At 65.5% G+C, this 25,828-nt stretch carries 18 protein-coding genes and 1 pseudogene; 11 read left to right on the forward strand and 8 right to left on the reverse strand.

Annotated features, from left to right (window positions below; all coding sequences use genetic code 11):
• Positions 1–420: 420 nt before the first annotated feature.
• The 6 genes and pseudogenes from polA to GTK09_RS27995 form a co-directional block, all read left to right on the forward strand.
• Positions 421–3,363, forward strand: a complete 2,943-nt coding sequence (gene polA, locus GTK09_RS13315; protein WP_163463665.1) for a DNA polymerase I — start codon at positions 421–423, stop codon at positions 3,361–3,363.
• Between the two features lie 326 nt (positions 3,364–3,689).
• The gene (locus GTK09_RS13320; protein WP_163463666.1) at positions 3,690–4,961 is read left to right on the forward strand and encodes a PAS domain-containing protein; all 1,272 of its coding nucleotides are present in this window, start codon (positions 3,690–3,692) and stop codon (positions 4,959–4,961) included.
• Positions 4,962–5,012: 51 nt separating this feature from the next.
• Positions 5,013–5,711 carry an orotidine-5'-phosphate decarboxylase gene (gene pyrF / locus GTK09_RS13325; RefSeq protein WP_163463802.1) on the forward strand — a complete coding sequence of 233 codons (699 nt, stop codon included), beginning with the start codon at positions 5,013–5,015 and terminating at the stop codon, positions 5,709–5,711.
• 17 nt (positions 5,712–5,728) lie between these two features.
• Entirely contained in the window at positions 5,729–6,022 is a 294-nt protein-coding gene (locus tag GTK09_RS13330; protein WP_163463667.1) for a DUF1330 domain-containing protein, read from the forward strand.
• Positions 6,012–6,626: a GNAT family N-acetyltransferase gene (locus GTK09_RS13335; protein ID WP_163463668.1), complete on the forward strand. Its 615-nt coding sequence runs from the start codon at positions 6,012–6,014 to the stop codon at positions 6,624–6,626. The genes GTK09_RS13330 and GTK09_RS13335 overlap by 11 nt, the downstream gene beginning before the upstream one ends.
• A gap of 342 nt (positions 6,627–6,968) precedes the next feature.
• Positions 6,969–8,189: pseudogene (locus GTK09_RS27995) on the forward strand (polyhydroxyalkanoate depolymerase); the annotation flags it as partial.
• 1,138 nt (positions 8,190–9,327) lie between these two features.
• Here the strand turns inward: GTK09_RS27995 and trmD are convergent.
• From trmD to GTK09_RS13375, 7 genes are all read right to left on the reverse strand, one after another.
• Positions 9,328–10,041, reverse strand: coding sequence for a tRNA (guanosine(37)-N1)-methyltransferase TrmD (gene trmD, locus GTK09_RS13345; protein WP_163463670.1), 714 nt, complete (start codon positions 10,039–10,041; stop codon positions 9,328–9,330).
• A gap of 5 nt (positions 10,042–10,046) precedes the next feature.
• Complete coding sequence (locus GTK09_RS13350) at positions 10,047–10,349, reverse strand: putative quinol monooxygenase (RefSeq protein WP_163463671.1); 303 nt, start codon at positions 10,347–10,349, stop codon at positions 10,047–10,049.
• Entirely contained in the window at positions 10,346–10,966 is a 621-nt protein-coding gene (gene rimM, locus GTK09_RS13355; RefSeq protein ID WP_163463672.1) for a ribosome maturation factor RimM, read from the reverse strand. The genes GTK09_RS13350 and rimM overlap by 4 nt, the downstream gene beginning before the upstream one ends.
• A gap of 211 nt (positions 10,967–11,177) precedes the next feature.
• Positions 11,178–12,662 (reverse strand): sensor domain-containing diguanylate cyclase, encoded by a 1,485-nt coding sequence (locus GTK09_RS13360; RefSeq protein WP_246217895.1) that lies wholly within the window; start codon positions 12,660–12,662, stop codon positions 11,178–11,180.
• 249 nt (positions 12,663–12,911) lie between these two features.
• Positions 12,912–13,328 (reverse strand): 30S ribosomal protein S16, encoded by a 417-nt coding sequence (rpsP, locus tag GTK09_RS13365; RefSeq protein ID WP_163463674.1) that lies wholly within the window; start codon positions 13,326–13,328, stop codon positions 12,912–12,914.
• A 101-nt stretch (positions 13,329–13,429) separates the two neighbouring features.
• Complete coding sequence (ffh, locus tag GTK09_RS13370; protein ID WP_163463675.1) at positions 13,430–14,980, reverse strand: signal recognition particle protein; 1,551 nt, start codon at positions 14,978–14,980, stop codon at positions 13,430–13,432.
• A gap of 1,280 nt (positions 14,981–16,260) precedes the next feature.
• Positions 16,261–17,145: a hypothetical protein gene (locus GTK09_RS13375; protein ID WP_163463676.1), complete on the reverse strand. Its 885-nt coding sequence runs from the start codon at positions 17,143–17,145 to the stop codon at positions 16,261–16,263.
• A 54-nt stretch (positions 17,146–17,199) separates the two neighbouring features.
• Between GTK09_RS13375 and GTK09_RS13380 the strand changes: the two genes are divergently transcribed.
• Positions 17,200–18,777 (forward strand): LA2681 family HEPN domain-containing protein, encoded by a 1,578-nt coding sequence (locus GTK09_RS13380; RefSeq protein WP_163463677.1) that lies wholly within the window; start codon positions 17,200–17,202, stop codon positions 18,775–18,777.
• Between the two features lie 143 nt (positions 18,778–18,920).
• Here GTK09_RS13380 and GTK09_RS13385 read toward each other — a convergent pair whose 3' ends face one another.
• The gene (locus GTK09_RS13385; RefSeq protein WP_163463678.1) at positions 18,921–20,717 is read right to left on the reverse strand and encodes a chloride channel protein; all 1,797 of its coding nucleotides are present in this window, start codon (positions 20,715–20,717) and stop codon (positions 18,921–18,923) included.
• Positions 20,718–21,458: 741 nt separating this feature from the next.
• Here GTK09_RS13385 and GTK09_RS13390 point away from each other — a divergent pair.
• The 4 genes from GTK09_RS13390 (at position 21,459) to GTK09_RS13405 (ending at position 25,754) form a co-directional block, all read left to right on the forward strand.
• Positions 21,459–22,565, forward strand: a complete 1,107-nt coding sequence (locus tag GTK09_RS13390; RefSeq protein ID WP_163463679.1) for a helix-turn-helix transcriptional regulator — start codon at positions 21,459–21,461, stop codon at positions 22,563–22,565.
• A gap of 606 nt (positions 22,566–23,171) precedes the next feature.
• Positions 23,172–24,251, forward strand: a complete 1,080-nt coding sequence (locus tag GTK09_RS13395; RefSeq protein ID WP_163463680.1) for an endonuclease/exonuclease/phosphatase family protein — start codon at positions 23,172–23,174, stop codon at positions 24,249–24,251.
• Between the two features lie 400 nt (positions 24,252–24,651).
• The gene (locus tag GTK09_RS13400; protein WP_163463655.1) at positions 24,652–25,035 is read left to right on the forward strand and encodes a hypothetical protein; all 384 of its coding nucleotides are present in this window, start codon (positions 24,652–24,654) and stop codon (positions 25,033–25,035) included.
• A 29-nt stretch (positions 25,036–25,064) separates the two neighbouring features.
• Positions 25,065–25,754 (forward strand): LysM peptidoglycan-binding domain-containing protein, encoded by a 690-nt coding sequence (locus GTK09_RS13405; protein ID WP_163463681.1) that lies wholly within the window; start codon positions 25,065–25,067, stop codon positions 25,752–25,754.
• Positions 25,755–25,828: the final 74 nt, after the last annotated feature.

Consider the following 25,828-nt stretch of genomic DNA (forward strand, 5'->3'; position numbering starts at 1 on the left):
TCTCTTGCACTCTCTCGACGCCGGTCCTGGAGAGGGGGGAAGAGGACCTCGGCGTCTCTAATTTCGGCTCTTAAGCGGGGGACGTGCCTTGGCCGAATACGGCGCTTTCTGTCGCACCGTCGCTTATGATAATGCGACCGCGGAGTGCGGAAATCAAGCTACGGGCAAGGCTCACCCTCTCACATCGACGTGAATAGGGTGATTTCGCCAGAAATGATCATGGATCGCGCTGCAATGCAACGCCCCGGAACGATGCATGCGCGCATAAGTCGACCAACGTGACTTTTCGGCAACGTTTCGTTCCCGTTGCATCGGCTGTTTCGTTCTGGCCATCATTGTGCGGCGATCCTGCTTGGAGAGACGCGGCGTCGCCGCTTCCGGCGATGGACAGGCCGACGCGCGCGCGATACCAACCCTGCCATGAAAAAGGGCGATCACCTCTTCCTCGTCGACGGCTCGGCTTACATCTTCCGCGCCTATCACGCTTTGCCGCCATTGACCCGCAAGTCCGACGGGTTGCCGGTCGGCGCGGTGTCGGGCTTCTGCAACATGCTGTGGAAGCTCGTCGAGGAATCGCGCGACACGTCCGTCGGGGTCGCGCCGACGCATTTCGCGGTGATCTTCGACCATTCCTCGACGACGTTCCGCAACGAGCTCTACGATCAGTACAAGGCCAACCGCACGGCGCCGCCGGAAGACCTCGTGCCGCAATTCGCCGTCATCCGCGAGGCGGTGCGTGCCTTCGACCTGCCCTGCATCGAGAAGCAGGGATACGAGGCGGACGATCTGATCGCCACCTATACGAAACAGGCGATCGCCGCCGGCGGCGACGTCACCATCGTCTCCTCCGACAAGGATCTCATGCAGCTCGTCGGCCCGGGCGTCATCCTCTACGACCAGATGAAGGACAAGCGCCTCGGGCCGGAAGAGGTGAAGGAGAAATTCGGCGTCTATCCGGAGAAGATGATCGACCTCCAGGCGCTGGTCGGCGACACCTCCGACAACGTTCCGGGCGTTCCGGGCATCGGGCCGAAGACGGCGGCGCAGCTGCTCGACGACTATGGGGACCTCGAAACGCTGCTCGAGCGCGCCGAGGAGATCAAGCAGGCCAAACGGCGGGAAAACCTCATCGCCTTCGCCGAACAGGCGCGGCTCTCGAAGCGTCTCGTCACCCTCGACTGCGACATGCCGCTCGACACGCCGCTCGATGATCTCTTCCTCAACGAGCCGGACGGCGAGAAGCTGATCGCCTTCCTGAAGGCGATGGAGTTCACCACCCTAACCCGGCGCGTCGCCGCGACCCTCGCCGTCTCGGCGAGCGACGTCGAGACGGCGAAGATCGACGTCGACGCCCCGGTGCGCGGGCCCGATCTCGATCCCGCCGCGGCGAGCCGGCCGGCAGCGGTCGGCGCCGGCGAGGATGGCGCGCCGCGCCTTGCCCTCGTCCCGGCGATGCTGGTCGAATCGCGCAAGGGCGAGGCCGCGGCCGCTAGCTTCGACCATTCGGCCTATCTGACGATCCGCGACGAGGCCGCGCTGCGTGACTTTCTGGCTGAAGCGACCGAGACCGGCATCCTCGCCTTCGACACCGAGACGGACGCCCTGTCAGCGATGAACGGCAAGCTCGTCGGCGTCTCCTTTGCGGTGTCTCCAGGCCGCGCCGCCTATGTCCCGCTCGGCCACGTCTCGCCGAATGGCGAGGCGGATCTTCTCTCGGACAAGTCGGTGGAAGAGGAGATCGGCCCGCAGATCCCGCTGGAAACCGCGCTGGCCGTGCTCAAGCCGGTTCTGGAAGATCCCGCGATTCTCAAGGTCGGGCAGAACACCAAATACGACTATCTCGTCATGCTGCGCCATGGCATCGTCGTCGCTCCCTTCGACGACACGATGCTGATCTCCTATGCGCTCGACGCCTCGGCCTCGCTCTCCGGCCACGGCATGGACGAGCTTTCCGAGCGCTTCCTCGGCCACAAGCCGATCTCGTTCAAGGATCTCTGCGGCTCGGGCCGCAACGCCCGGCCGATCGCCGCCTGCGAGATCGAGCGGGTGACCCACTACGCCGCCGAGGACGCCGACGTGACGCTGCGGCTGTGGCGGGTCCTGACGCCGCGGCTCGCGGCGGAGGGCTTGGCCTCGGTCTACGAGCGACTGGAGAAACCTCTGATGCCGGTGCTGGCGCGGATGGAAGAGCGCGGCATCATGGTCGACCGGCAGATCCTGTCGCGGCTGTCCGGCCGCTTCGCCCAGAAGCAGGGCGGGCTGGAAGCCGAGATCGCCGAACTCGCTGGCGAGGAGTTCAACCCGGGCTCGCCCAAGCAGCTCGGCGAGATCCTGTTCGGCAAGCTCGGTCTGCCCGGCGGCAAGAAGACCAAGGGCGGCCAGTGGTCGACCGACGTGAAGGTACTGGAGGAACTCGCCGCCGAGGGCCATCCCCTGCCCTCGAAGATCGTCGAATGGCGTCAGCTGACCAAGCTGAAGGGCACCTATACCGACACGCTGCCGAACCATATGGACCAGCGCGGGCGGATCCACACCTCCTATTCGATGGCCTCGACCACCACCGGCCGCCTCTCCTCCTCCGAGCCGAACCTCCAGAACATTCCCGTGCGCACCGAGGAAGGCCGGGCGATCCGCACCGCCTTCGTCGCGCCGGAAGGCAAGAAGCTGGTCTCGGCCGACTACAGCCAGATCGAGCTGCGCATCCTCGCCCACATCGCCGACATCCCGCAATTGAAGCAGGCCTTCGTCGAGGGGCTCGACATCCACGCCATGACCGCCTCGGAAATGTTCGGGGTGCCCGTCGAGGGCATGCCGTCGGACGTCAGGCGGCGGGCGAAGGCGATCAATTTCGGCATCATCTACGGCATCTCCGCCTTCGGCCTCGCCAATCAGCTGGCGATCCCGCGCGAGGAGGCAGGGCTCTACATCCGCCGCTATTTCGAACGCTTCCCCGGCATCCGCGACTACATGGACGCGACCAAGGCCTTCGCGAAGCAGCACGGCTATGTCGAGACGCTGTTCGGCCGGCGGGTGCATTATCCCGACATCAAGTCCCCGAATGCTTCGATGCGGGCCTTCAACGAGCGCGCCGCGATCAATGCGCCGATCCAGGGCACGGCGGCGGACGTGATCCGCCGGGCGATGATCCGGATGGAGGGCGCCCTCGACGAAGCCGGGCTGGCGGCGAAGATGCTGCTTCAGGTGCATGACGAACTGATCTTCGAAGTGCCGGACGACGAAGTCGAGGCGACGCTGCCGCTCGTTGCCAAGATCATGGCAGAGGCGCCGCTCCCCCGCGTCAATTTGTCAGTTCCCCTCGTCGTCGACGCCAAAGCCGCCGATAATTGGGAAGCGGCTCACTGAGGCGGGTCACCGAGCCGATTCAGGGCGTTAGGTCGTTCGGATGACGAAACTGGGACAGCGCGGTTTCGTAGCCGGCCATTGATCGCAAGGCTTGCAATCGTCGGCGAAATCAGGCGGACTCCTTGCGTTTTCAAGCCTTTCAGCAGCTCGGTTCTTGAAATCTTCGCGCCTGAACCAACCTCTTCGTCCGTCGACGCATTCTCCACATACCGGCCGGACTGGAACCCTCGCCATCCATGGCCAGGCACCTGGCAGGGCTCGGGCAGGCGGGCGACGACGAAAGACAATCGGGCTTGATATCGGATTCGCGACGAGGTTGGCGTCACATGGACAAGCGTGATGAGGAAAACTCGGAGACCTTTGGGATCCCCTCGAATATTACGACAGCGGCGCTTGCAAAGCTGCCTCTCGCGCTGGTTCTGACCAACCCGCATCTCGACGGCAATCCGATCATCTATGCCAACGCCGCCTTCGGCCGCATCACCGGCTATGCGGCAGCCGCCACGATCGGCCGGAACTGCCGGTTCCTGCAAGGCGACGAGACCGATCCCGAACACGCGCGCCAGATCGGCGAGGCGCTGCGCGCCGAACGCGACATCTCGATCGACATCCTGAACTATCGGGCGGACGGGACGAAGTTCGTCAATCGACTGATGATCACGCCGCTCTACGACGACAACGAAAAGCTCCAGTGCTTTCTCGGTGTCCAGCGGGACATGAGCGAGGGCGCGGACGCGGCGCCCGGGACGCGGACTGTCGGCGAGGCGGCGCCCATCGACGCCGCGCTCGGCGAGATCCAGCACCGGGTGAAGAATCATCTGTCGATGATCGTCGGCATGATCCGCATGCAGGCCCGGGTGAAGACCAGCCACGATAGTTTCAGCGCCCTGGCCCGAAGGATCGAGAGCCTGCAGCTTCTGTATCAGGAGATGACCGAGGCGGGCGTCGGCTCGACACGCTCCGAACGGGTCCCGCTCGGCGCCTATATCAGCCGTGTCGCGGCGACCATCGGCCATCTCGACGGCCGCCGCTCGGTGCGCATCAACGTCGATTGCGATGCCGTCGAGGTGAAGGTGGACCGCGCGGCGCGAATCGGCCTCCTGTTCTCGGAACTCCTGACAAATGCTCTCAAACATGCGTTCCAGGGCCGCGAGGAGGGCCTCGTCGAGGCGCGGCTGAAGATGCTCTCTTCCGGGGTCATTCGCCTGACCGTCACCGACGACGGCATCGGCCTGCCGGAGGACAGCAGCTGGCCCTACGAGCGCCAGCAGCCCAAGCCGCTCAATCGGCGCGAGATCTCGGAGCTGACCGAGGACGCGCGACGTGAGGGCGAAGCGCAGAGCGGAGTCAACGAGGCCCGGCAGCTGGCCGACTCGCTGGGCATGTCGCGGCCGTCCGCAGAGCCGAAGACGACCGGCGGCGGCAGTGAGATCGTCGAGACCGGTGCCCAAGCCGGTCGCCGGCAGAAGGCGCGCGAAGTCGAAGGCGGCCTTGGCGGCCGCATCACCGTCTCCCTCGTCCGCGGTCTCGACGCGGAAATCGACGTCAATTCCCACACCACCGGCACCACCGTCACGGTCGACATTCCGCCCGAATGATGAAAAGAGCTTCGGAGGTCCGATTCTGGGCCTTTCGAGGAGGCTGCGGTGATGCGAGACAATGCCAGGGACAGGCTGATCGTCGGGTTGGACGTGACCGGCCGGAACGAAGCGGAGCGGCTCATCGAGTGCCTCGGCGACACCGTCGTCTGGTACAAGATCGGCTACCAATTGGCGCTGTCCGGCGGCCTGCCGCTGGTCGGCGAACTGGCGCGGGCCGGCAAGCGGGTGTTCCTCGATCTGAAGCTGCTCGACATTTCCAACACCGTGGAAAAGGGCGTGGAAAGCGCGCTCGAACTCGGCGCCTCGATGCTGACGATCCACGCCTACCCACACGCCATGCGCGCCGCGACGGCTGCGGCGAAGGGCAGCGATCTCACCCTTCTCGGCGTCACCGTGCTGACCTCGCTCGACGAAGCCGACCTGACGGCCACCGGCTACCGGCTGACGATCCCTGAACTCGTCGCCTTGCGCGTCTCCCAAGCCCGCGACGTCGGCATGGGCGGCGTCGTCGCCGCCGTTGCCGAAGCGGCCGAAATCCGCAAGATCGTCGGTCCGGAGATGGCGGTCGTCACCCCAGGCATCCGGCCTACGGGCAGCGCGCACGGTGACCAGAAACGCGTTGCGACGCCGGCCGACGCACTGAACGCCGGCGCATCGCATCTTGTGGTCGGCCGGCCGATCGTCGCGGCGGACGACCCCAAGACGGCCGCGACCGCCATCCTCGCCGAAATGGCCGAGGCAAACTGAACCGGGAGGAATTTAGAATGGCAAAAGGATACTGGATCGCCTCGATCGACGTGCGTGATCCCGAAGGCTACAAGGCCTATGTCGCGGCGGCAAAACCCGCCTTCGAGGCGCATGGCGCGAAATTCCTGGCCCGCGGTGGCGCGGTCGATGCGCTCGAAGGCAAAGCGCGTTCGCGCAACGTCATCATCGAATTCGACAGCCTGGAGACCGCCAGGGCCTGCTACGCGAGCGACGACTATCAAAAGGCCAAGGCGATCCGTCAGAGCGTGGCGGACGGCGACATCGTCATCGTCGAGGGCTATGACGGCTGAACAGGGCGCCGGCGGCGAGCCTCGTGTCGGCCCACGGATCGGCGCAGCCTCGAAGGCCGGCCGGAAAGCGTTCAAGGGCTTCGGCCCGAAGGGCTATCGCATCCGCATGATGGAGCCCGGCGAGGCGCAGCAGCTGCTTGCGATCGAGCGCCGAGCCGAGGCGACGCTGATTGCCCTCGGCAAGACGAAGCTTTCCGATGCGCCGAAGCCGTCCATCGGCGAATTCGTGCGCTTCCTGGTCGAACACGAAGTCTTCGTCGCCGAGGAGAAGCGCTCCGGCGAAGCCGTCGGCTTCGTCGCCGCCCGAGACCTCGGCGAACTCTACTGGATCAGCGAACTGTCGGTCGATCCCGATCACCAGCGCCGCGGCATCGGCCGGTCGCTCGTGTCCGCCGTCCTGGAGCGAGCCCGCTGGTTCCAGCACCGCGCGGTGGGACTGACGACCTATGGCGACATCCCGGTCGGCGCGCCCTTCTATCGACGTCTGGGCTTTGCCGCCGTTCCGGACGCGGACTGTCCGCCATGGCTGCATGAGCGCAAGCGGGCGGAAACGCCGCCGGGAAGCCTTGGGGCAACGCGAAGCGTGATGATCCGCTGGCTTTGAGCGGCGGCCGTTTTCGCGCCTAGCCGATGAAGCGGCCAATTTCGGCCTATGATCCCTGTGGCGGAACGAGCACGCAGCTTCCGACATTGTGACATCATGGTCGTCGCGGCGCTCGACACGCCCGACGATACGTCATTTTATGCCGGAAGAGTTTTCATGAAGGTTTCACAAAAGCATTTGCCGCTTAACCTGCCGGAAGCCAATCCAGGCGCTGATTGATCGGGCCTCGCCGGTCCGCCGGCCGTTCGTCGTCCGGAAAATGCTCGATGCGAAGTGGACGTCCCGGAATTTGTGCATTGCAGCAACGCTTGCTATAACGGAATTAAAGAGAAGGTAGCCGCGATGTTATACCAGCTATATGAATGGAATCACGCCGCGCTGACGCCGTTTCGCGCCGTTGCCGACGCCACCCGCCTGTTCTACCAGAATCCGCTCAACCCGCTTTCGCACACCACCGCCGGCCGCTCCTTCGCGGCGATGGCGGAGCTTTTCGAGCGCACGACGCGGATCTACGGCAAACCGGAATTCGGCCTCGACGAGACGACGATCCGCGGCCAGCGCGTTCCCGTGGTCGATAAGCCGGTCTGGTCGAAACCGTTCTGCGACCTCCTGCATTTCGAGCGCGCTTTGCCGAAGGGGCACGGCAAGGACCCGCGCATTCTCGTCGTCGCGCCGATGTCGGGCCACTATGCGACGTTGCTCCGAGGCACGGTCGAGGCGCTGCTGCCTTACGCCGAGGTCTATATCACCGACTGGAAGGACGCCCGCACCGTCCCGCTCTCCAGTGGCGGGTTCGATCTCGACGACTATGTCGACTACGTCATCGAGATGCTCCGCTTCCTCGGGCCGGACACCCACGTCATCGGCGTCTGCCAGCCGGCCGTGCCGGTGCTGATGGCGACAGCCGTCATGGAGCAGAACGACGACCCCTGCGCGCCGGCCACCATGACACTGATGGGCGGGCCGATCGACACCCGGATCAATCCCACCGCGGTCAACGATCTTGCCAAGGAACGCGGCATCGACTGGTTCCGCGACAACGTCATCATGCAGGTACCCTTCCCGCATTCCGGCTTCATGCGGCAGGTCTATCCGGGCTTCCTGCAGTTGACCGGCTTCATGTCGATGAACCTCGACCGGCACGTCATCGCCCACAAGGATTTCTTCTGGCACCTCGTCAAGGACGACGGCGATTCGGCGGAAAAGCACCGGACCTTCTATGACGAGTACAATGCCGTCATGGACATGACCGCCGAGTTCTACCTGCAGACGGTCAACGAGGTGTTCGTCAAGCATTCGCTGCCGAAGGGCGAGATCACCCATCGCGGGCAGCGGGTCGACCTCACGGCGATCCATCGCACCGGTCTCCTCACCGTCGAGGGCGAGAACGACGACATCTCCGGCGTCGGCCAGACCGAGGCGGCACAGGATCTGTGCGTCAACATTCCCGGCAACAAGCGCGTCCACTACGTCCAGCCGAAGGTCGGCCATTACGGCGTCTTCAACGGCTCGCGCTTCCGTGCCGAGATCGCCCCACGCATCGTCGACTTCGCTTTGACCCACGGCACCACCCACACCGGCGCGACGCAGCCGAAGGCGGGTGAGCCCGCCGCCGGTCCGCGCCGCATGGGCGCCTATGCCGAGCGCATCGCCAAGGCCGGCGTGCTCGGGCGCGGTGTCTCGGGCGCCGGCGAGAGCGGCTTCGGGGCCGCGGCTAGGCTGGGGAGCTTCGGTGCGACGATCGAGGCCATGAGCCTGCCGGCTCAGGCATTGATGTCGGGCGCCCTGGAGGCTGCGAACCTCTCCTTCGGCTCTTTCGCCGGTGGCAACAATTCCGGCTTTTCGGCACCCTATACCGCTGCCAACGGCTCGTCCTCGCGCCGTCCCGCGGAGCCCGCCCCGGTGGGTGAGGCGGCGACGCAGGCTACGCCCAGCCTGGAGCCGGAACGCGCTTCCGAAGCCCCGGCGATCGACCAGCTGGACGCCACCGAGGGGGCATCCCACGAGCTCGTAGAAGCCCCGATCGAAACGGCCCCGTCCGAAATGGCGGCGTCTCCCGATCCGGTCTCCGCAGAAACCGCATCACCCGACGCAGTCGAAATGCCGAAGCAGGACGACACGGTCGAGACCGCCGCCGGCGATTCGCAGCCAGCTGGCGACGCCGCTTCGTCCGAGCCGGTCAAGCCCTATGGGGAGGATGCTGCGGGCGATGCAGACCCGTTCCTGCTCCCGGACGAAGACACCTCAGACGCGGCTCAGGAGCTCGCCACCGAGGAGACTGCCAAGCGGGAAGCTGCGAACGACAGCGACGGCACGCCCGCATCCTCCGCAAACCAGACGGCCGTCATGGAGCAGCCGACGGGGTTGTCTGCCGCCGAGCCCAAGAAGGGCGCGGTGGCGTCGGCTGCGGCCAGCGAAACGACGAGCGAGCGTCCGAGCAAGCCGTCGCGGCCGCGGGGCGCATCGCGGTCCGGCAAGGCCCGAGGCGGCAAGGGTCCGAAGGGACCGACCCGCCAGCGCTAAGCGCGGGCGCCCGGCGCAACCTGCAGCGCCGCAGATCTGCATGAACGAACGGCGACGATCCTCGATCGTCGCCGTTCGTCGTTTCGGTCGGATACCGACGCTCAGCAAGAACGTCTCGACGCGGATCGGTCCGAAATCGCCGCCCAGCCATCAGCCCGGCGTCGAAGTCGGTAAAGGCTCACCGGTCGGAGGCGCCGGTTCCCCTGACGGGAGGCGCCAGAAGGTCGGGCCGCCGTTCCCGGGTGAGCCGCTCGGCCTCGGCCCGGCGCCAGCGTTCCACGGCGCCGTGATTGCCGGAGGTCAGAACCTCCGGGATCGTCCGCCCCTCCCATTCGGCAGGCCTCGTGTAGTGGGGATGTTCGAGCAGCGGCGCCTCGAAGCTTTCGTGGACGCCCGACTGATCGTTGCCCATCACCCCCGGCAGGAGCCGGATCACCGCATCGAGCAGCACCATCGCGGCGATCTCGCCCCCCGACAGCACGTAGTCGCCGATCGAGATCTCGGTGAGGCTGCGCCCCTCGATGATCCGCTCGTCGACCCCCTCAAACCGGCCGCAGACGATCAATGCCCCCTCGCCCGCCGCAAGCTCGCGCACGTAGTCCTGGCGCAGCGGCCGGCCGCGCGGGCTCATCAGGAGACGCGGCCGCGTGTCGCCTTCATAAGACGCCGCGTCGATGGCATCGGCCAGGACGTCCGCCCGCAGCACCATGCCGGCGCCGCCGCCAGCGGGCGTGTCATCCACTGCCCGATGCCGGCCGCGGCCGAAGTCGCGGATCTGGCAGGTCTCAACGATCGCCTCGCCCCGCTCCAGCGCCCTGCCTGCCAGCGAAACGCCGAGGGGGCCGGGAAACATCTCCGGATAAAGGGTGAGGATCGTGGCGCGGAACGGCATTGCGATCAGCCGAGCGGCTCGACCTTGCCGGCCTCGATGAGCTTGAGGTCGCGCTCGATGACGGTGACGGCGCGAAGCGCCTGGTGCCAGGCGGCGATGTGGGCGGATTTGCCATGGGCGGCGAGCGCCTCGCGGCTTTCCCACTCCTCGTAGATCCGCACCAGGCCGGGCTCCAGGAGGTCCTCGGCGAAGGCATAGACGATGCAGCCTTCTTCCGCCCGCGTCGCAGTCAATACGGCCGCCGCAGCCGTCGTGACACTGGCGAGGTCGGACGGGCTCAGGCGCAGAATGCCGGAGACGATGATCATGGCTGTTCCTCTTCTGGTTTCGACGGATCCGGCCGCTCACCGGCCTCCCCCTCCTCCGCTTCCTCGTCCTCCGCCCCTTCCGCGTCAACAAGGCCGGCCGCGAGCGGCTCGACGATCAGCATCCCGGCTTCAAGATCGAGCTCCGGCACCGCCGCCTCGGAAAACGGGATCATCACCGTCGGCCCCTTTTGCGGGGCGATCTCCAGGATGTCGCCCGCGCCGAAATTATGCACGGCGACGACGCGGCCAATTGGCTCGCCGGTGACCGAGCGCGCTTCGAGCCCTTCGAGATCTTCCAGATAGAACTCGTCGTCCTCCTCGGTCTCGGGCAGCGCCGACCGGTCGACGAAGAGCTCGGTGCCGTTCAGCCTTTCGGCATGATTGCGGTCGGCAACCTCGGCAAAGCGCACCAGCAGCATGTTCTTCTGCGGCCGGGCGGACTTCACCGTGAAGCGATTGCCCTTGCCGTCGAAGAGTGGGCCGTAGCGGGAAAAATCCTCCGGCACGTCGGTGAAGGATTTCACCCGGCATTCGCCGCGAATGCCATGGGCGCCGCCGACGACGGCGAGCAGGACGCGGCGTCTGTCTGCGTCCTGGGCGGCCGCGTCATCGGTCATGGGCGGGGCCGGCGTCTGCGCGCTGGGGGGGCGGTTCGAAGACAAAGGCTTTTCTTGTTCCGGTGTTCATTGCAGCGTGGCAGGCGCCGTCGACGCGGCACCAGCGTGTATCCTTAGACCGCCATCAGCTAGTCTGGAAGGCGGTTCGACGCGTATCCGTCGGAAAGCCATCGTCGCTTGCGCTCGACCTCAAGATACCGACGATGCCAGGTCAGTTCGGCTGATCCACGGTATCGGCCGCCCCGCGCCGATCGGCCACGCTGCCCTCGTAATGCTGGCGCTTGGCCTCGTACATCCGCCTGTCGGCGCGCTTGACGGTATCCTCGAGGCGCTCGGTCCGAAGCGAGGTCGCGAGGCCAAGGGAGAAGGACAAGGTCGATCCTGGATAGAACTGGTTGTTGACCTCGACGAGTTCCTCGATGTCGGCGATCATCTGCAAGCCTTCGGCCTCCGATGTCGCCGGCATCAGGACAACGAACTCGTCGCCGCCGATCCGCGCCGCACAATGGGGCTTCTGCACGCCCTCGCGCAACACTTCGCCGGCCCGGCGCAACAGCGCGTCGCCCGCCGCATGGCCGAGCGTGTCGTTGACCACCTTCAACCCGTTGAGGTCTGCGACGATGATCGTCACCGGCAGCGGGCCCTTGCGCTCCAGCCGGTTGAGTTCGTCGACGAAGAAGGAGCGATTGTAGAGCTTGGTCAGGATGTCGTGCTTGCCGAGGAATTCCAGATAGGCCTCGGCCTTCTTGCGGGCGGTGATGTCGGTCAGCGCCACCTGGACCAGCGACCAATCCGCCTCGCGTCCCGGAAACACCGAGAACTGCATGTGGACGTGCAGGAGTTCGCCGTCGAGGGAGTAATTGACCACCTCGCGCTGCTGAAAGAGCTTGCCATTCCAGAGATCGACGAGCTGCTCGCGGAAATGCGGCTCCATGTCGTCGCGGAACACCTCGGCGAGGCGGTTGAGCAGCATCGCCTTGTCGTCCGCCTTGAACAGGTCCAGCGTATGCTGATTGACGTCGATGACGCGGATCTCGCTCATGCAGCGGAAGACGAACTCGGGATGGACGTCGAGAAAGGTGCGGAAATCGGTGACGCCGCGCTCGCGCACCTCGTCCATCAGGTCCTTCACCACCGAGAAATCCTCGACCCAGAGCGAGATCGGCGAGTGCTCGAACAGGCCGCGGGCAAAACCTTCACTCGCGGCAACCAACCGTCGCTGCTCGACGATCTCGGTGATGTCCTCGGTCGAGACGATGACCCGGCTCCAGTCCCCCTCCGAGCCCGGCAGTATGCGGGCCTTCAGCTGGACGTCGAGCCGCCGACCGGAGAGGGTATAGTTGACGGCCTGGCTCTCGAAGCCGCCGGTGCGCTCCCACAGCTGGCACAATTCGCCCATGTGGGTGGACAGCATGTCGCGGGAAAAGACGACGCCGAGATTGGCGATGAGTTGGTCGGAATTGTCGGCCTCGAAGAGCTCGACGGTCTTGTCGTTGACGGCGATCACCCTGATCGAAAGGGCCGCCTTGCGCACGAGGTCGGGATTGGCCTGGAGATGAGCTCGAAGGTCGGTCACACCCTCGGCACGCCACCCGTCGAGGAGGATCTTCACGGCGCTGAAGTCTTCCAGCCAGAGCGGCAGCGGCGCGAGCTGGAACAGGTCGCCGATCGCGTCCGCTTCGTATCGGCTGTCCATGGGCATGGCTTCCATCCAAAATGTATCCATGGCTCGGTCGCAGTACGCTCGGCGCAGGGTGAAAATCGGCGAAATCGGCGCGACCTGCATCGATTCGTCGCGGAGGCATTATTTTGAGGTAAAGCTTACCGTCGCGTTATAAAACGATAAAGTTCTAAGCAATTGGTATCATAAAATGAAACGGGCGGCGTCGATGACGCCGCCCGTCGGGACTTTCGAAGAGACCGCTTCAACCGCGGGCTGAGGCCGTCATTCGGCCGGCGCTTCCTCGGCCGGTGTCTCGGCGGGCGCGTTCTTGGCGGCCTCGGCCTCGGCGGCGGCAGCAGCGGCGTCTTCCTCGCGCTGCTTGCGCTCGGCCTCGCGCTCCTGCGCCTTCTTGCCCGGCAGACCCTTGGTCGGGTTCTTGCGCTCGCCGCGCGAGGCGATGCCGGCCTTGTCGAGGAAGCGCAGCACGCGGTCGGTCGGCTGGGCGCCTTCCGACAGCCAATGCTTGATCCGGTCTTCCTTCAGCGTGACGCGCTCGGCGTCCTTCGGCAGCATCGGGTTCCACGCCCCGATCTGCTCGATGAAGCGGCCGTCGCGGGGCGAACGGGCATCGGCGACGACGATGTGGTAGTAGGGGCGCTTCTTCGAGCCGGCACGGGCCAGGCGCATCTTCAGGGGCATGTTTCATTTCCTTCTGAGGTTGTCTCGGTGCCGGCCTTCTTGAACCGCCGGCATCCGTATCGATTGCGTTGGTGTGTCTGGCGAGGAGCCGACCGGCTCCGCTACTTCTTCTTGCCCGGCAATCCGGGCAGTCCCGGAAAGCCGCCCGGCATTCCGCCGCCGCCGCCGAAGCCGGGGGGCAGGCCCTTGGGCATACCCGGCATGCCGCCCGACTGGGCGGCCTTGGCGAGGGCTTCGAGTTCCTTCGGGTCCATCTTCGACAGGTCGGGCATGCCGCCGGGCATCCCGCCGCCGGGCAGGCCCATCTTGCCGGCAAGGCCGCCCATCATCTTCTGCATCATGCCGCCCCTGCCGCCCTTGCCCATGGACTTCATCATGTCGGCCATCTGGCGGTGCATCTTGAGCAGCTTGTTGATGTCGGCAGAATTGGTGCCGGAGCCCGCAGCGATGCGCTTCTTGCGCGAGTGCTTGAGAAGATCCGGGTTGGCGCGCTCGGCCTTGGTCATCGAGGAGATGATCGCGAGCTGGCGCTTCAGCATCTTGTCGTCGAGGCCGGCGGCGGCCATCTGGCCCTTCATCTTGCCCATGCCGGGCATCAGGCCCATCATCCCGCCCATGCCGCCCATCTTCTGCATCTGGCCGATCTGATCGGCCAGATCGTTCAGGTCGAACTTGCCGGACTGCATCTTCTTGGCCATCGCCGCGGCTTTTTCCGCGTCGATGTTTTCGGCAGCCTTCTCGACCAGCGAGACGATGTCGCCCATGCCGAGGATGCGGTCGGCGATGCGCGAGGGATGGAAATCCTCCAGCGCATCCATCTTCTCGCCGACGCCGATCAGCTTGATCGGCTTGCCGGTGACGGCGCGCATGGACAGGGCCGCACCGCCGCGGCCGTCGCCGTCGACACGGGTGAGGACGATGCCGGTGATGCCGACGCGCTCGTCGAAGGAACGGGCGAGATTGACGGCGTCCTGGCCGGTCAGCGAGTCGGCGACGAGCAGGATTTCATGCGGCCGGGTCTTGGCCTTGATGTCGGCCATCTCGACCATCAGCGGCTCGTCGATATGGGTGCGGCCGGCGGTGTCGAGGATGACGACGTCGTAGCCGCCGAGGCGGGCGGCCTGTTCGGCCCGGCCGGCGATCTCCACCGGGCCTTGCCCGGCGATGATCGGCAGGGTGGCGACGCCCGTCTGCTCGCCGAGGATCCTCAGCTGCTCCTGCGCGGCCGGGCGCCGCGTGTCGAGCGAGGCGATCAGGACCTTCTTCTTCTGGCGCTCGGTCAGCCGCTTGGCAATCTTGCCCGTCGTCGTCGTCTTGCCGGAGCCCTGCAGGCCGACCATCATCACGACGACCGGGGCCGGCGCATTGAGATCGATCGGCACCTGGGTCTCGCCCAGCGTCGCGACCAGCTCGTCATGGACGATCTTGACGACCATCTGGCCGGGCTTGATCGACTTGAGGATCTCGGCGCCGACGGCCTTCTCGCGCACCCGGTCGGTGAAGCCGCGCACCACTTCGAGGGATACGTCGGCCTCCAGAAGCGCCCGGCGCACCTCGCGCAGCGCCGCCGACACGTCCTTGTCGGAGAGCGCGCCGCGGCCGGTGAGGCCGTTCAGGATGGACCCGAGGCGGTCCTGGAGCGAATCGAACATCAAGCTTCCTTCCGTCCTTCCGGTGTGACCCGAAAGGTGGGGCGGACAGGACCGGCTCGCAAACCCTCATGTCTGGCCAAAGATCGGCACAAAGCATGAGCGCATCCCCGGGCGAAACTCGCTGGGGGATGTGGACCTCCGGGCGGCTCGGTATTCCTGTCAGGAATTTCCTGTCAGGACGAGGGGCCCGGTCGGCGGATCGCGGACGGCTTGTCGCGGATTTGCGGGGTTTCAAGCAGGATGGGGGGCGGATGTCAAGGTCGAGGCCTCGTCTCGGCGTCTTTGCAGCGCCATCGCCGGCCAGATCGCCTTCCGCCCGCACAGGACGGACCGCGCGCGGGAGTGCCCGGCCGCGCCATGCGCTCCGGGTGTCGGCCAGTTCGTCCCGCTTGCCTTCCACCGGAAGCCACAGCGGTGTCCTCGCGCCGTCCCGACATGGAGACAGCGGAACGCCGGAGGCAAGCCCTCCGAACTTTTGGCATTCTACGGCTCGCCTCCGGCGCTCCGCACGGTGTTTTTTCGGGCCCTTGGGGCCTTCTTCGCCCGCCCGTCCCTCGGCTGTCGCCTCGGGGCGGGTTGCGGGTTGGAAGACCGGCTGCCGGCGCTTCACGGAAAACCCCTTTTCAGGATTTTCCCCTCAAGCGGACCGATCCGCACCCGCGCCGTAGTACGCGAGGGGCCGGCGGAGCCTCGAACCCGTCCGAGCCGCGAAAACCCTCCGGAAGGGTCCCGCGCCGCGGACACCGCCCGCCTTCCCGAACGATCCCGGCGATCGTCCGTGTCCCTCCGGGAAGACGGTGCGGAGATTGTACGGGCGGTGAGAGGGTTGGGGATAAGTTTTTTCGTCGCGGTGATGTGACGAGGGAGCAGGACATTGTTTCGGTTGTCCTTCTCGGCTTTCAGCGTCGCAAAAACGAGGCGCCGCCCTCCCCGTTTTCGTCATCCTCGTGCGACAGCACGGGGATCCATGCCTCGCCCTATCCGCCTCTGCTTCGGTGCAGGAAGACGGCCCGCCCGTTAGTGGACTGCTCCTGAGCCGGCGAGGCATGGATCCCCGACCCTATCGGGCCGAGGATGACGAAAGCAGGGACTGCTGCTCCTCAAAACTTGGGCGCCGAGCAGGCGTCAGCTTCGCGCCCGTCCCGGTCGTTGCCGTATCCAAGCCCGGTGCCCATAAGCGGACATCCGCGCCATAAGTTCGCGCTTTTTAAGAGCTCGGAGATGCCCGGCTTGTCATTCGGTTCACTGCGCCGGTGGTCGGGCCAAGGGAAAGCCTTCCCTTATACGTCGGAGTTACCCACGCAGTGCGGACAGGTCGGATCTGCTGTTTGTTCCGGTAGGTAATGATTGTAGGGGTTCTTCAGCACCCTGGGATGCGAGTGTCCGACTACCATCTCGGCAGGAATGTCGCGTCGCAGGATTACCGAGAAATCGAGGATCGGCGAGAAGGTCTCCCCCATCACAAGAACCCGCGTCCACTCCTGCAGCAGATGCCGAGCGAATGCTCGGCGCGTTCCCTCCGATGTCCAGTCAAAGGGTAGATCGACTTCCACTAAGGTTGGCGTCCCATACCGCTTTAATGCGCGATGACCGCCCCAACCGAGCAGGCACTGAAGCCACTCACTACCAAATAGGAGGTAGTGGCCGCTGCGGTCTAGCTGCGACCGCTCATCGACGCAAACATAGAGCCGTCCGGTGTCGCGCTCCCGGCCGTCGAACCCAGCGATCATCCCTTCGATCTTCGGGCGCATCGGGGCCAAGTAGTCATCCTCGGCGACTAAGCGGCGCGCCAACGCTTCGAGCTCCGCCGGGGCGTTGAGCCGCAATCCCTCTCGATGGAAAACTCCAGCATCCGGCACGCGGCAGCCATGAAAGGTCCGTAGCTTCGCTTTAGCGAGAGCATCCGCCAACCCCTCGATCAACGCCTCCACGCTCGGCCGCACATGGCGGTCAAGATTATCCAGCCAGTCGCTGTCGTCCCAGCAGAGATCGAGCTTTCGCTTTTTGAGACGGGACTTGCCGCCCGGCCGCCACTCCCTTTCAAGCCACGTTTCCAACGCGCTGAACCAAGTGGCGCGGTCCTGCCAATGGATCTGGCGGCTTCGCCAAACCTCGGCAGAGGGCGCCCGCTCTCCGACGTCGGAAAGATCTGATTCGCCGTCCATGCTTCTTAGTATAGCAGACGGTACGAGCGTCACGGCATACCCGAGAGAACCACCATGGCGGATTTCGAGAACAGCTCAGATCTCAGCAAGCTGCTCACTATCGACCCAACGAGCCTGTCCGACGACGATGCGATGACCTTGGCCGCCCTGTTGGTGGACCTTAGTGCCGAAGCTGCGAGCCCCGTAGGCTTGGATCGAGCCGAGGCCGTGCTAACGAGTTTAAAGGTGCGTGATCTCTGCCCGGCCCATCGTGCACGCTGGCACTATTTCACAGCCAACCTCTGGAGAATTCGACGGGATCAGTCGCTGACCCACCAGACGTGGACTTGGCGCTCGAACGAGATCGACCAGGAGCTGCTCGCGCTCCGGCGCGCGGTGGCAAGCGAAGGCTTCGAAGCTCTCGGCTTGATCCAGCGCGCCCAAGCGCTTACCAACCTGGGCAACGTCCTTAACCACATCGGCCGGTTCGTCGAAGCCATCGAGGTTTGGGATCGAGCGCTCGCCTTGGTCCCTAATATGGCCATGGCCAACGGAAATCGCGGCATCGGCCTTTCCCACTATGCCGCCAACCTGCATGATCCCGGCCACAACTATGTCATTGCTGCCGCCGCGCACCAAGCCTTCCGCCGAGCCATCGACCCCAATGCCATCATCGAGAGTGATGGGCTCGAACCCGCCCTGGATTACTTTGCGAAACACGCTCAAGCACTCGACGCGTACCTGACCGCCAACCCTATCGAATTGGACCTTCGTGGGCATTCCCTGGGCCGAGGCCGTCGCGAACGCGAATATCGTCGCTGGTGTCTGGCGCGTCGGCTATTCATCAACCCACTAAATGACGCCGGCCCATTCGATATCGCGGCGCGCGACGTGATGATGCTGCCTTCTATCACGGTCGTCGGCTTGGATGAGGGCCCCGGTCCGCCGCCGGTCATCGTCTACTTCAACCTGATCAAGCAGGAGTATGCGGCGGCCCGTTTCGCTTGCTGGGAAGGTCTAACTGCCGGCGGCGTCCACTTTGCCGACCGTGCTGTGCAGGTCTACAACACCCTAGACTATCCGTCAGTCGGTTTCGCCGTCGAGCGTTTGAAGATGGCGTTCCGCCACGCATATTCGATCTTCGACAAAGTAGCCTTCTGCCTCAACACCTACCTAGGTCTCGGCCATCCAGAGCGGCAGGTCAGCTTCCGGAACCTCTGGTTCGTAAAAGGCAAGGGCAAATCCCTCCATCCCACCTTCGACGGGCTCGCCAACTGGCCGCTCCGCGGACTCTTCTGGCTGTCGAAAGACATCTTCGAGAACGACTTTAAGGACGTCACCGAGCCCGATGCCCAGGCGATCTACGAGCTACGCAACCACTTGGAGCACAAGTTCGTCAGCGTCCACGACATGTTTCTACGAGCTGTCTCGATCTCACCGTCCCCCGAGACAGCGCCCGGTATCTTTGACCTCTCCTTCGAAGACCTCGCCGCCCGCACCAGCCGCCAACTTAAGCTCGCTCGGGCCGCGATCATGTATCTCACGCTAGCGATCCACGCTGAGGAGCGACGGCGGGAAGCCGAACGGCCGCCTGGCACGAGGTTGCCCATGTCGCTCGACACCTGGGAAGACGCCTGGAAGCGGCGAGACTGAACCCATGGGAACCCGTCCGACAGTTTTAGATGTCCGTTTCCATGGAGCCGATAGGCTCGATAGGGTCGTAAGAGGAACGTCGGCTTGTCGGCTCAATTGCCCCAGATCTGCCAGGCAGCTTCCGGCCCAAACCACCCCCACACTCACCCCCTCTCCCCGAACAGATCCCGCTGGTTCTTCTCCATCTCCTCGGCGTAGCGCTTCCTGACGAAGCTTTCCGACAGGAGCCCCAGCACCTGCCCCTCCGCGCCGACGACCGCGAGTTCGTCGGCGGCCGCCGTGTCGAAGGCTTCCATGACCTTGGAGATGTCCATCTCCGGGCGCAGCGCCGCATCGGTGAGGACGGCGACTTCGCTGATGGGCGCGGCGGTGTCGAGGCTGTCGGCGTAGGCGGTGGGGGTGACGACGATGCCGGCGTAGTGCTCCTTCTCGTCGATCACGACGACGCGGGAGGTGGAGCCGAGGGGGAAGCGACGGCGGAACTCGGCGATGGTCAGGGCGGCCGGGGTCGCCCGGGTCTCGCGGCGCATCATCCGGCCGGCGGTCAGCGTCTTCACCCAGCCTACATCCCGTGCGGAGCGGACGGTCTCGCCCCTGAGATGCAGCCGCCAGGTGGAGAAGGAGTAGCCGAAGAACACCCGGACGATGGTGCTGGCGACCAGCGAGCCGACCAGGACGACGCCGGTGAGCGACAGGTTCTGCGTCGTCTCGAGAACGAGCATCGCCATGGTCAGCGGCCCGCCGATCACTGCGACGGCGAGCCCCGCCATGCCGACCAGCGCGGCATGGGGCGCCTCGACGACGACGTGGCCCGCAAGGAGGAACAGGACGTCGGCATAGAGCTGGCCGAACAGCGAGCCGACGAAGAGCGAGGCGAAGAACAGCCCGCCCCTGAACCCGAAGCCGAGCGAGATCACCGAGGCGGCGCATTTGGCGAGAATGACGGTGAAGAGAAATAGCGTCGGCAGGCCGCCGGAAATGTCGAGATAGAGCGCCGAATGGCCCGAGGAGAGCACCTGCGGCGTCAGATAGGCGAGCGGCATCAGGAGCGCGCCGCCGATGGCGGGCTTGGCCCAGACCGGCAGCTTCGCGCGCTTGGTCAGCGCCTCGACGACGGAGATCGTCCGCATCAAAAGGATGCCGAGGCCGGCACAGAGCGCCGCCAGGGCGACATAGAGGAGGTAGTGCGTGAGGTCGATCGGCCCCGAGCCGCCCGAGGCGATCAGATAGGGCACCTCGCCGAGACCGCGGGCGGTGAGCACGGCGGCAACGCAGGCGGCAGCGACGGGCGCGATGGTGGACGGCGTATAGGCGCCCATGACGATCTCGAAGGCATAGAAGGCACCGGCGAGCGGTGTGCCGAAGGCCGCGGCGATGCCCGCCCCCGCCCCGGCGCCGACGAGGGTGCGCATGTCGGAGCGGCGCACGGCGAGGAAGCGGCCGGCGAAGGAGGCAAAGCCCGAGCCCATCTGCGCATAGGCGGCCTCCAGCCCCACCGAGGCGCCGAAGCCGTTGGAGACCAGCGTCTGGCCGGAGACGATGAAGCTGTCCTTCATCGACATCTGGCCGCCATGCAGCGCATTCGCCTCGACCGCGTCGACGAGGGCCCGCTTGCGCCCCTTGACCAGCCAGGTGAACAGCGCCAGCGCCGCGCCGCCGGCGGGAAGCGCCAGAAGCTGCATCCAGTTCAGCGACGGCTGGGTGCTGAGGCGTTCCGACAGGTCGAGACCGTAGACCAGCGCCTGGATGCCATGGGCGGCCAGTTGCAGACAGACCGTGAAGGCGCCGGCGGCAACACCGAGCAACGCCGCCAGCGCGGTGAACCAGATTTCGTTCGAGCGAAGCAGCGCCCGCAGCCGCTCGAGCGGCCTGACGGGCGCGGCGGCGGCGTCGGAGCCTTCTTCGTCGACGCTGGAAGGTGGGCTGTTTACGGAGGACATCGCGGCGACGCGGATACGCTACACATGAGCTCGCGGAGAAGGCTGGCGCGCGTCGAGGGGGGGGCGCTGGTTTGAGATTGGCGTCCGATCGCAGGCGGCCGGGACACCACACGACCGGTTCTCTGCCACACCCTTCCTCGTCCGGCTACCCGTCGCTGCGCGGATGTTCGGCGACACGCCAGTCACCGCCCGTTCGCGGCGATGGAGAGCCTTGCATCACGCCGGCCCTGCCCTGGCGCCACTCGGCTGCAGCGTCGAAACCGCTGATCGATGCCGCAGCACGAAGTGGCGGAACGCCGTCGCGGCTGCCGTGGATACCGCAACGTCCGTCGGCGCGCCGCGGAGACTGGCCGTGGCCGATCACTGCGAAACGACAACATTGATGACTTATCGAGCTCTTGCTATGCTTTTCACACCGAGGGGATAACGCGATGATCGCATGACGGTTTTGACACTATTCTTGGCGGAACGCAGAGGCATAGCTATCGACATCGAAGTGGATCGGTCTCATTCGGCCAGGCGGCGAAGACCATCCGCGCCGGATGAGGAGGGCTTTCACATTCGCATCCACGATTCAGCCGAAGATCGCGGACCGGCCGTGCGGGCCACGACGATCACCATCCTGTCGGCCGAGATTGCGACGCGGCTCCCTCGCCGCCTCGTCCGGCACGGGGCGGACGATCGCGGTGCCTTGATGCGGCGAGCCAGGTGGCGGTTGTCGGAACCACCGATCGTCGATCGATGACCGAGACGCTGACGACGCTGACCGGCGCCCTCGACGGGCTCTATCGATCGCTGGCGAACGGCAGCGACTGGCAGGAGACCGTCCGGCATGGTGCCGAGGCGACGGGCGCCGACCGGTTCAACCTCGTCACGGCGGGAAACGACGGCACCGCCCGGCAGTTCACCTATCCCTTCGATCCCGAATCGGCGCTCGAATACGTCACCACCTATCTGCCGCGGGACGCCCGGTTCCCGCGTCTGATCGCCCGGCCGAGCGGATTCGTGACCACCGAGGACCTGATGAGCCCGGAGGAGATCGCGAACTGTCCGGTCCATCAGGAATTCTACCGGCGGCACCCGGAATGCTGGAACTCGGCGATCGTGTTCGGGCGCAGCGAGGACGGCCTCGTCGTCGTCGGGGCCCATCGCCATCGCGCCCATCCGGCGGGCTGGCGCAAGGACCAGCCGAGCCTGATGATCTTCGCCAATCATCTCGCCCGGATCACCCATCTCAGGGACATCGTGCCGAACGGTGCGATCGCTCGCCAGGGCGCCCTCGCCGCCTTCGACGGACTTGACGACGCGATCGCCATCTTCGACGTCAACGGCCTCCTCGTCCACCTCAATCCGGCCGGCAGACGGCTCATCGACGGGCGGCACGGGCTGCGCCTCGTCGGCCACCGGCTGATGGCCGGCCAGCCGGAGGTGACCGAGGCGATCACTCGGGCCGTCGGCAAGACCATCCGCGTCCTCGCCGGCACCGACCTGACGTTGCCGAGGCCGGTTCCGGTGCCACGGCCGAACGGCCGTGTCCCGCTCTTCCTGCGTTTCTTCGCGGCGCCCTCCCATGACGGACGCGCCCGCTACGGCGTCGTCAAACTCGTCGACCCGGCGGAAAAGCGCGTGCCCGACATCGCCTTCTTGCGCAGCGCCACCGGCCTTAGCAACGGCGAGGCTGCCCTCGCCGTCGGCATCTATCGGGGGCTGACGGTGAAAGCCTTCGCCGAGGAGGCCGGGCTCTCCGAACAGACCATCCGCAAGCGGCTGAAGCATGTCTGTGACAAGCTCGGGGTTCGCCGCCAGCCGGAAATTGCGATGCGAATCGCGGCCCTCGCCAGCGTCTGAGGCGCCGGCAACACACCTTCGCGAAGGCCAGGGGCTGCTCCGGCTTCGATGGAATCCTCTCGCTGCGGCCGGCTCGCCAGCCACACCCCGCCGTGCCGGCCCTCACCGTGAAAGTCCCCGACCCGCTCCTCCGGGACGATCGGTTGTGCCGCAAGAAATCCGGCTCAAGGAAAAACCTGAGCTGGTGAAAGGGTTTGTGCGAAAGCGGCTCTCGACGCGGCGAATTTCTTCGCCCACCGCTGCAAAAACGGCTCCTGGCTTTCCACTCTGACGGTGTCGGCGACAAGGGGCATTGCCTTACCCCCGTTTGGGGGCTGGCGAAAACCGCCGGCGGGCGCATCCTGACCGCGCGGCCACATCAGTTCACCGAACTCTTTCGCTCGCTTCAACGCCCCAAAAGCGAGCCGAAAGGTGGGACCAGCGCGGCCGAAAGGCCGCGCTGGCTCTTTGACGGCGCTTGGCGACCTGCGGAGATTTCTTTGGCTTCGCCATGGAAGACGGCCGCCGAGCGGATAGTTTGGCTGCAGCCGCCACACGATGCGCGTGCGCGATTCAAACCGGGTCTCGCCAGAGCCAGCCCCCAATCAGCCGGAGCATTCGTCCGAGATGGACCTTTTGTTCGCAGCCCTAACCCTGATCCTTCTGGCCGCGACCGGAATCCCGTTTCTCCACATTCCCCACGGCTCGGTCCGGGTCTTCGCCTTCCCGCGTCTCCAGATCCTGGCGATCACCTTGATCGTCGGAGCGCTGTCGATCTGGCTTCTTGACGGGAACGCGCGCAACTGGATCGTTGCCGGCCTGTTGATCGTCGCCGGCGTCCAGGCCGCCTGCATCGCCCAGTTCCTGCCCCTGCGGCCGCGCCAGTCGAAGCGCTACGAGGGCGATCCGAACGGGCCGAACACCGTGTCGATCGTTTCCTACAACGTCAAGATGTCGAACCGGCGCTACCGGGACGCCGTCGAGCTCATCGAGCGCGAGGCGCCCGATCTGGCGCTGTTCATGGAGGTCGACGATGGCTGGGCCGAGGCGCTGGAGCCGCTCGGACGGACCATGCCGTATGTCGTGGCGCAGCCGCTCGACAACAGCTACGGCATGATCCTCTATTCGAAGCTGCCGCTTTCCGACGTTCGGCTCGCCAATCTGGTCATGGAGAAAGTTCCCTCGATCATCGCCCGGGTAACGCTTCGGAGCGGCCACGACTTCTCGCTCTACTGCGTTCATCCGGAGCCGCCGGTTCCCTATGCGGACTCGTCGGGACGCGACGCCGAGCTCATCCGGGTCGCGGAACTGATCGAAGAGGATCCGCTGCCCGCCATCGTCTGCGGCGATCTCAACGACGTCGCGTGGTCGCATACGACGCGCCATTTCCAGCGCGTCTCGAGGCTGCTCGACCCGCGCGTCGGCCGCGGCTTCTACAACACCTTCGATGCGCGTTACCCGTTGCTGCGCTGGCCGCTCGACCACCTTTTCCACAATGCCCGCTTCGACTTCATCGCAATGCAGCGGCTCGAACATATCGGCTCGGACCATTTCCCGATGCTGTTCAAGCTCGCCCTGACGCGCGACGCGGAAGACGCGGATTATCCTGAGAAGGCGAATGGCGACGACCTGAAGGAAAACCGCGAAATCGTCGAAGCGGCGAAGGACCTCGACCGTGATGCAATCGGGACGGATTGGGAGAAATAGCGGGTCGGCGTCGACTCGCACCCCGCGCAGGGGAGAATGATATGATTGATTATAACCGATAGATTACAATTGCTTAAATCGAATCCTTGATCCATAGCATTACATTGACATCTCGCTTGATGTCGACGGAGCGGCGCAATCGCGCCGTCGTTCGCTCATGCTTCAATCCGCGAACATGAGCCCCGGTCCAGGCCTCCTCCGGCGCTTTCTGCCTCGGCGTCTCCTCGCTGGGCCTGCCCCACTGCCAGGCACCCGATGCACATTTCCGCGGCAGCCGAGGAACGTTCGCCTCCGGCCGACATTTCTCCGTCGATAGGGACATGCCGCGAAACGCCCATTCGGACAACTTCGGGATCGGAGGGATTGGCGACGACGCGGCAAAGAGTTGGAGCGCTGGATCATGAGCAATACGAACGGGCGAACGCCTGACCGGGACAGGACGACGATCGTCAACAACGACCGCGGCGGCGGCGGTGGTGGCGGGTCCGGCTGGCTGATCGCCGGCATCGTCATCGTTGTCGTCATCATCGGCGGCTACTTCCTCCTGAACGGCAATTATTTCGGCGGAGCGGACAACGAGGCGGTCACGACCGAGCCGGCCACGAGCGAGCCGGCGGCCGGTACGGCCAGCAGCACCGGCGGGGAAGTCACTCCCGCCCCTGCCCCCGCCACGACGCCTGCGACGGGCAATGCCGACACCGGGAGCGCGGCGGGCGGAACGGACGGGGCTGCCGGAACCACTCCGGACGGCGCCACCGGTACCGGCACCACCACCGGCCAGTAATCGACGCCAGCCGTAACCGGAGAAACAACATGCTGACACGCGCCCTCGCAGTGAGCGGACTGATCGTCGCCACATTCACGGCCTCTTCCGCCTACGCCCAAACTGCTGAGCCTTGCGGCCGCGAGGTCGAAGTGGAGCCGGGTGACACGTTGAGCTCGATCGCATCGCGGTGCGCCGTGTCGGAGGGCCTGATCCTGAGGGCCAATCCGCGCATCGACGGATCGGCCGACCTGCGGGTCGGCCAGTCCGTCAGCCTGACGGGACGGATGGACACGCTGAAATCGATGGCGACGAGCGCCGGCGAAGGGCTTTCACAAGCCGCCGACAATGTCGGCTCGCAGGTAAAGTCGTCGGTGGAGGGCTTTCTGAGCGACAATCCGCAGCTGCAGTCGAACATCCGCGATCTGGGCACACGGCTCGGCCTCAGCGAGGGACAGCAGCCGGCCGAGGTCTCGCTCGACCCGGCCTCGCCTTCTCCCGGCGCCACCGTCACGGTCTCCGCAACCGGTCTTCCGAAGGATCAGGCGGTGATCATCGGCGGCGGCAGTCCAAGGGCTGCCTTCGCCCAACTCGACGAAGCGCGGACGACGCCCGAAGGCACCCTGCAGGCCGCCATCAAGCTGCCGGCCGACCTTCCCGCCGACGACTACCAGATCTCGGTGCGGAGCGAGGATGGTTCCTGGAAGGTCGAAGCACCGGCTTTTGCGGTCACGCGCTAACGCCGTCTTTCACATCCCCAACTGCAGGATAAGACGCCGCCGGCCCCGCCGCGCGGCGTCTTCGTACGCATGAG

Source organism: Jiella pacifica (assembly GCF_010500815.1).
GTDB lineage: Bacteria > Pseudomonadota > Alphaproteobacteria > Rhizobiales > Rhizobiaceae > Jiella > Jiella pacifica.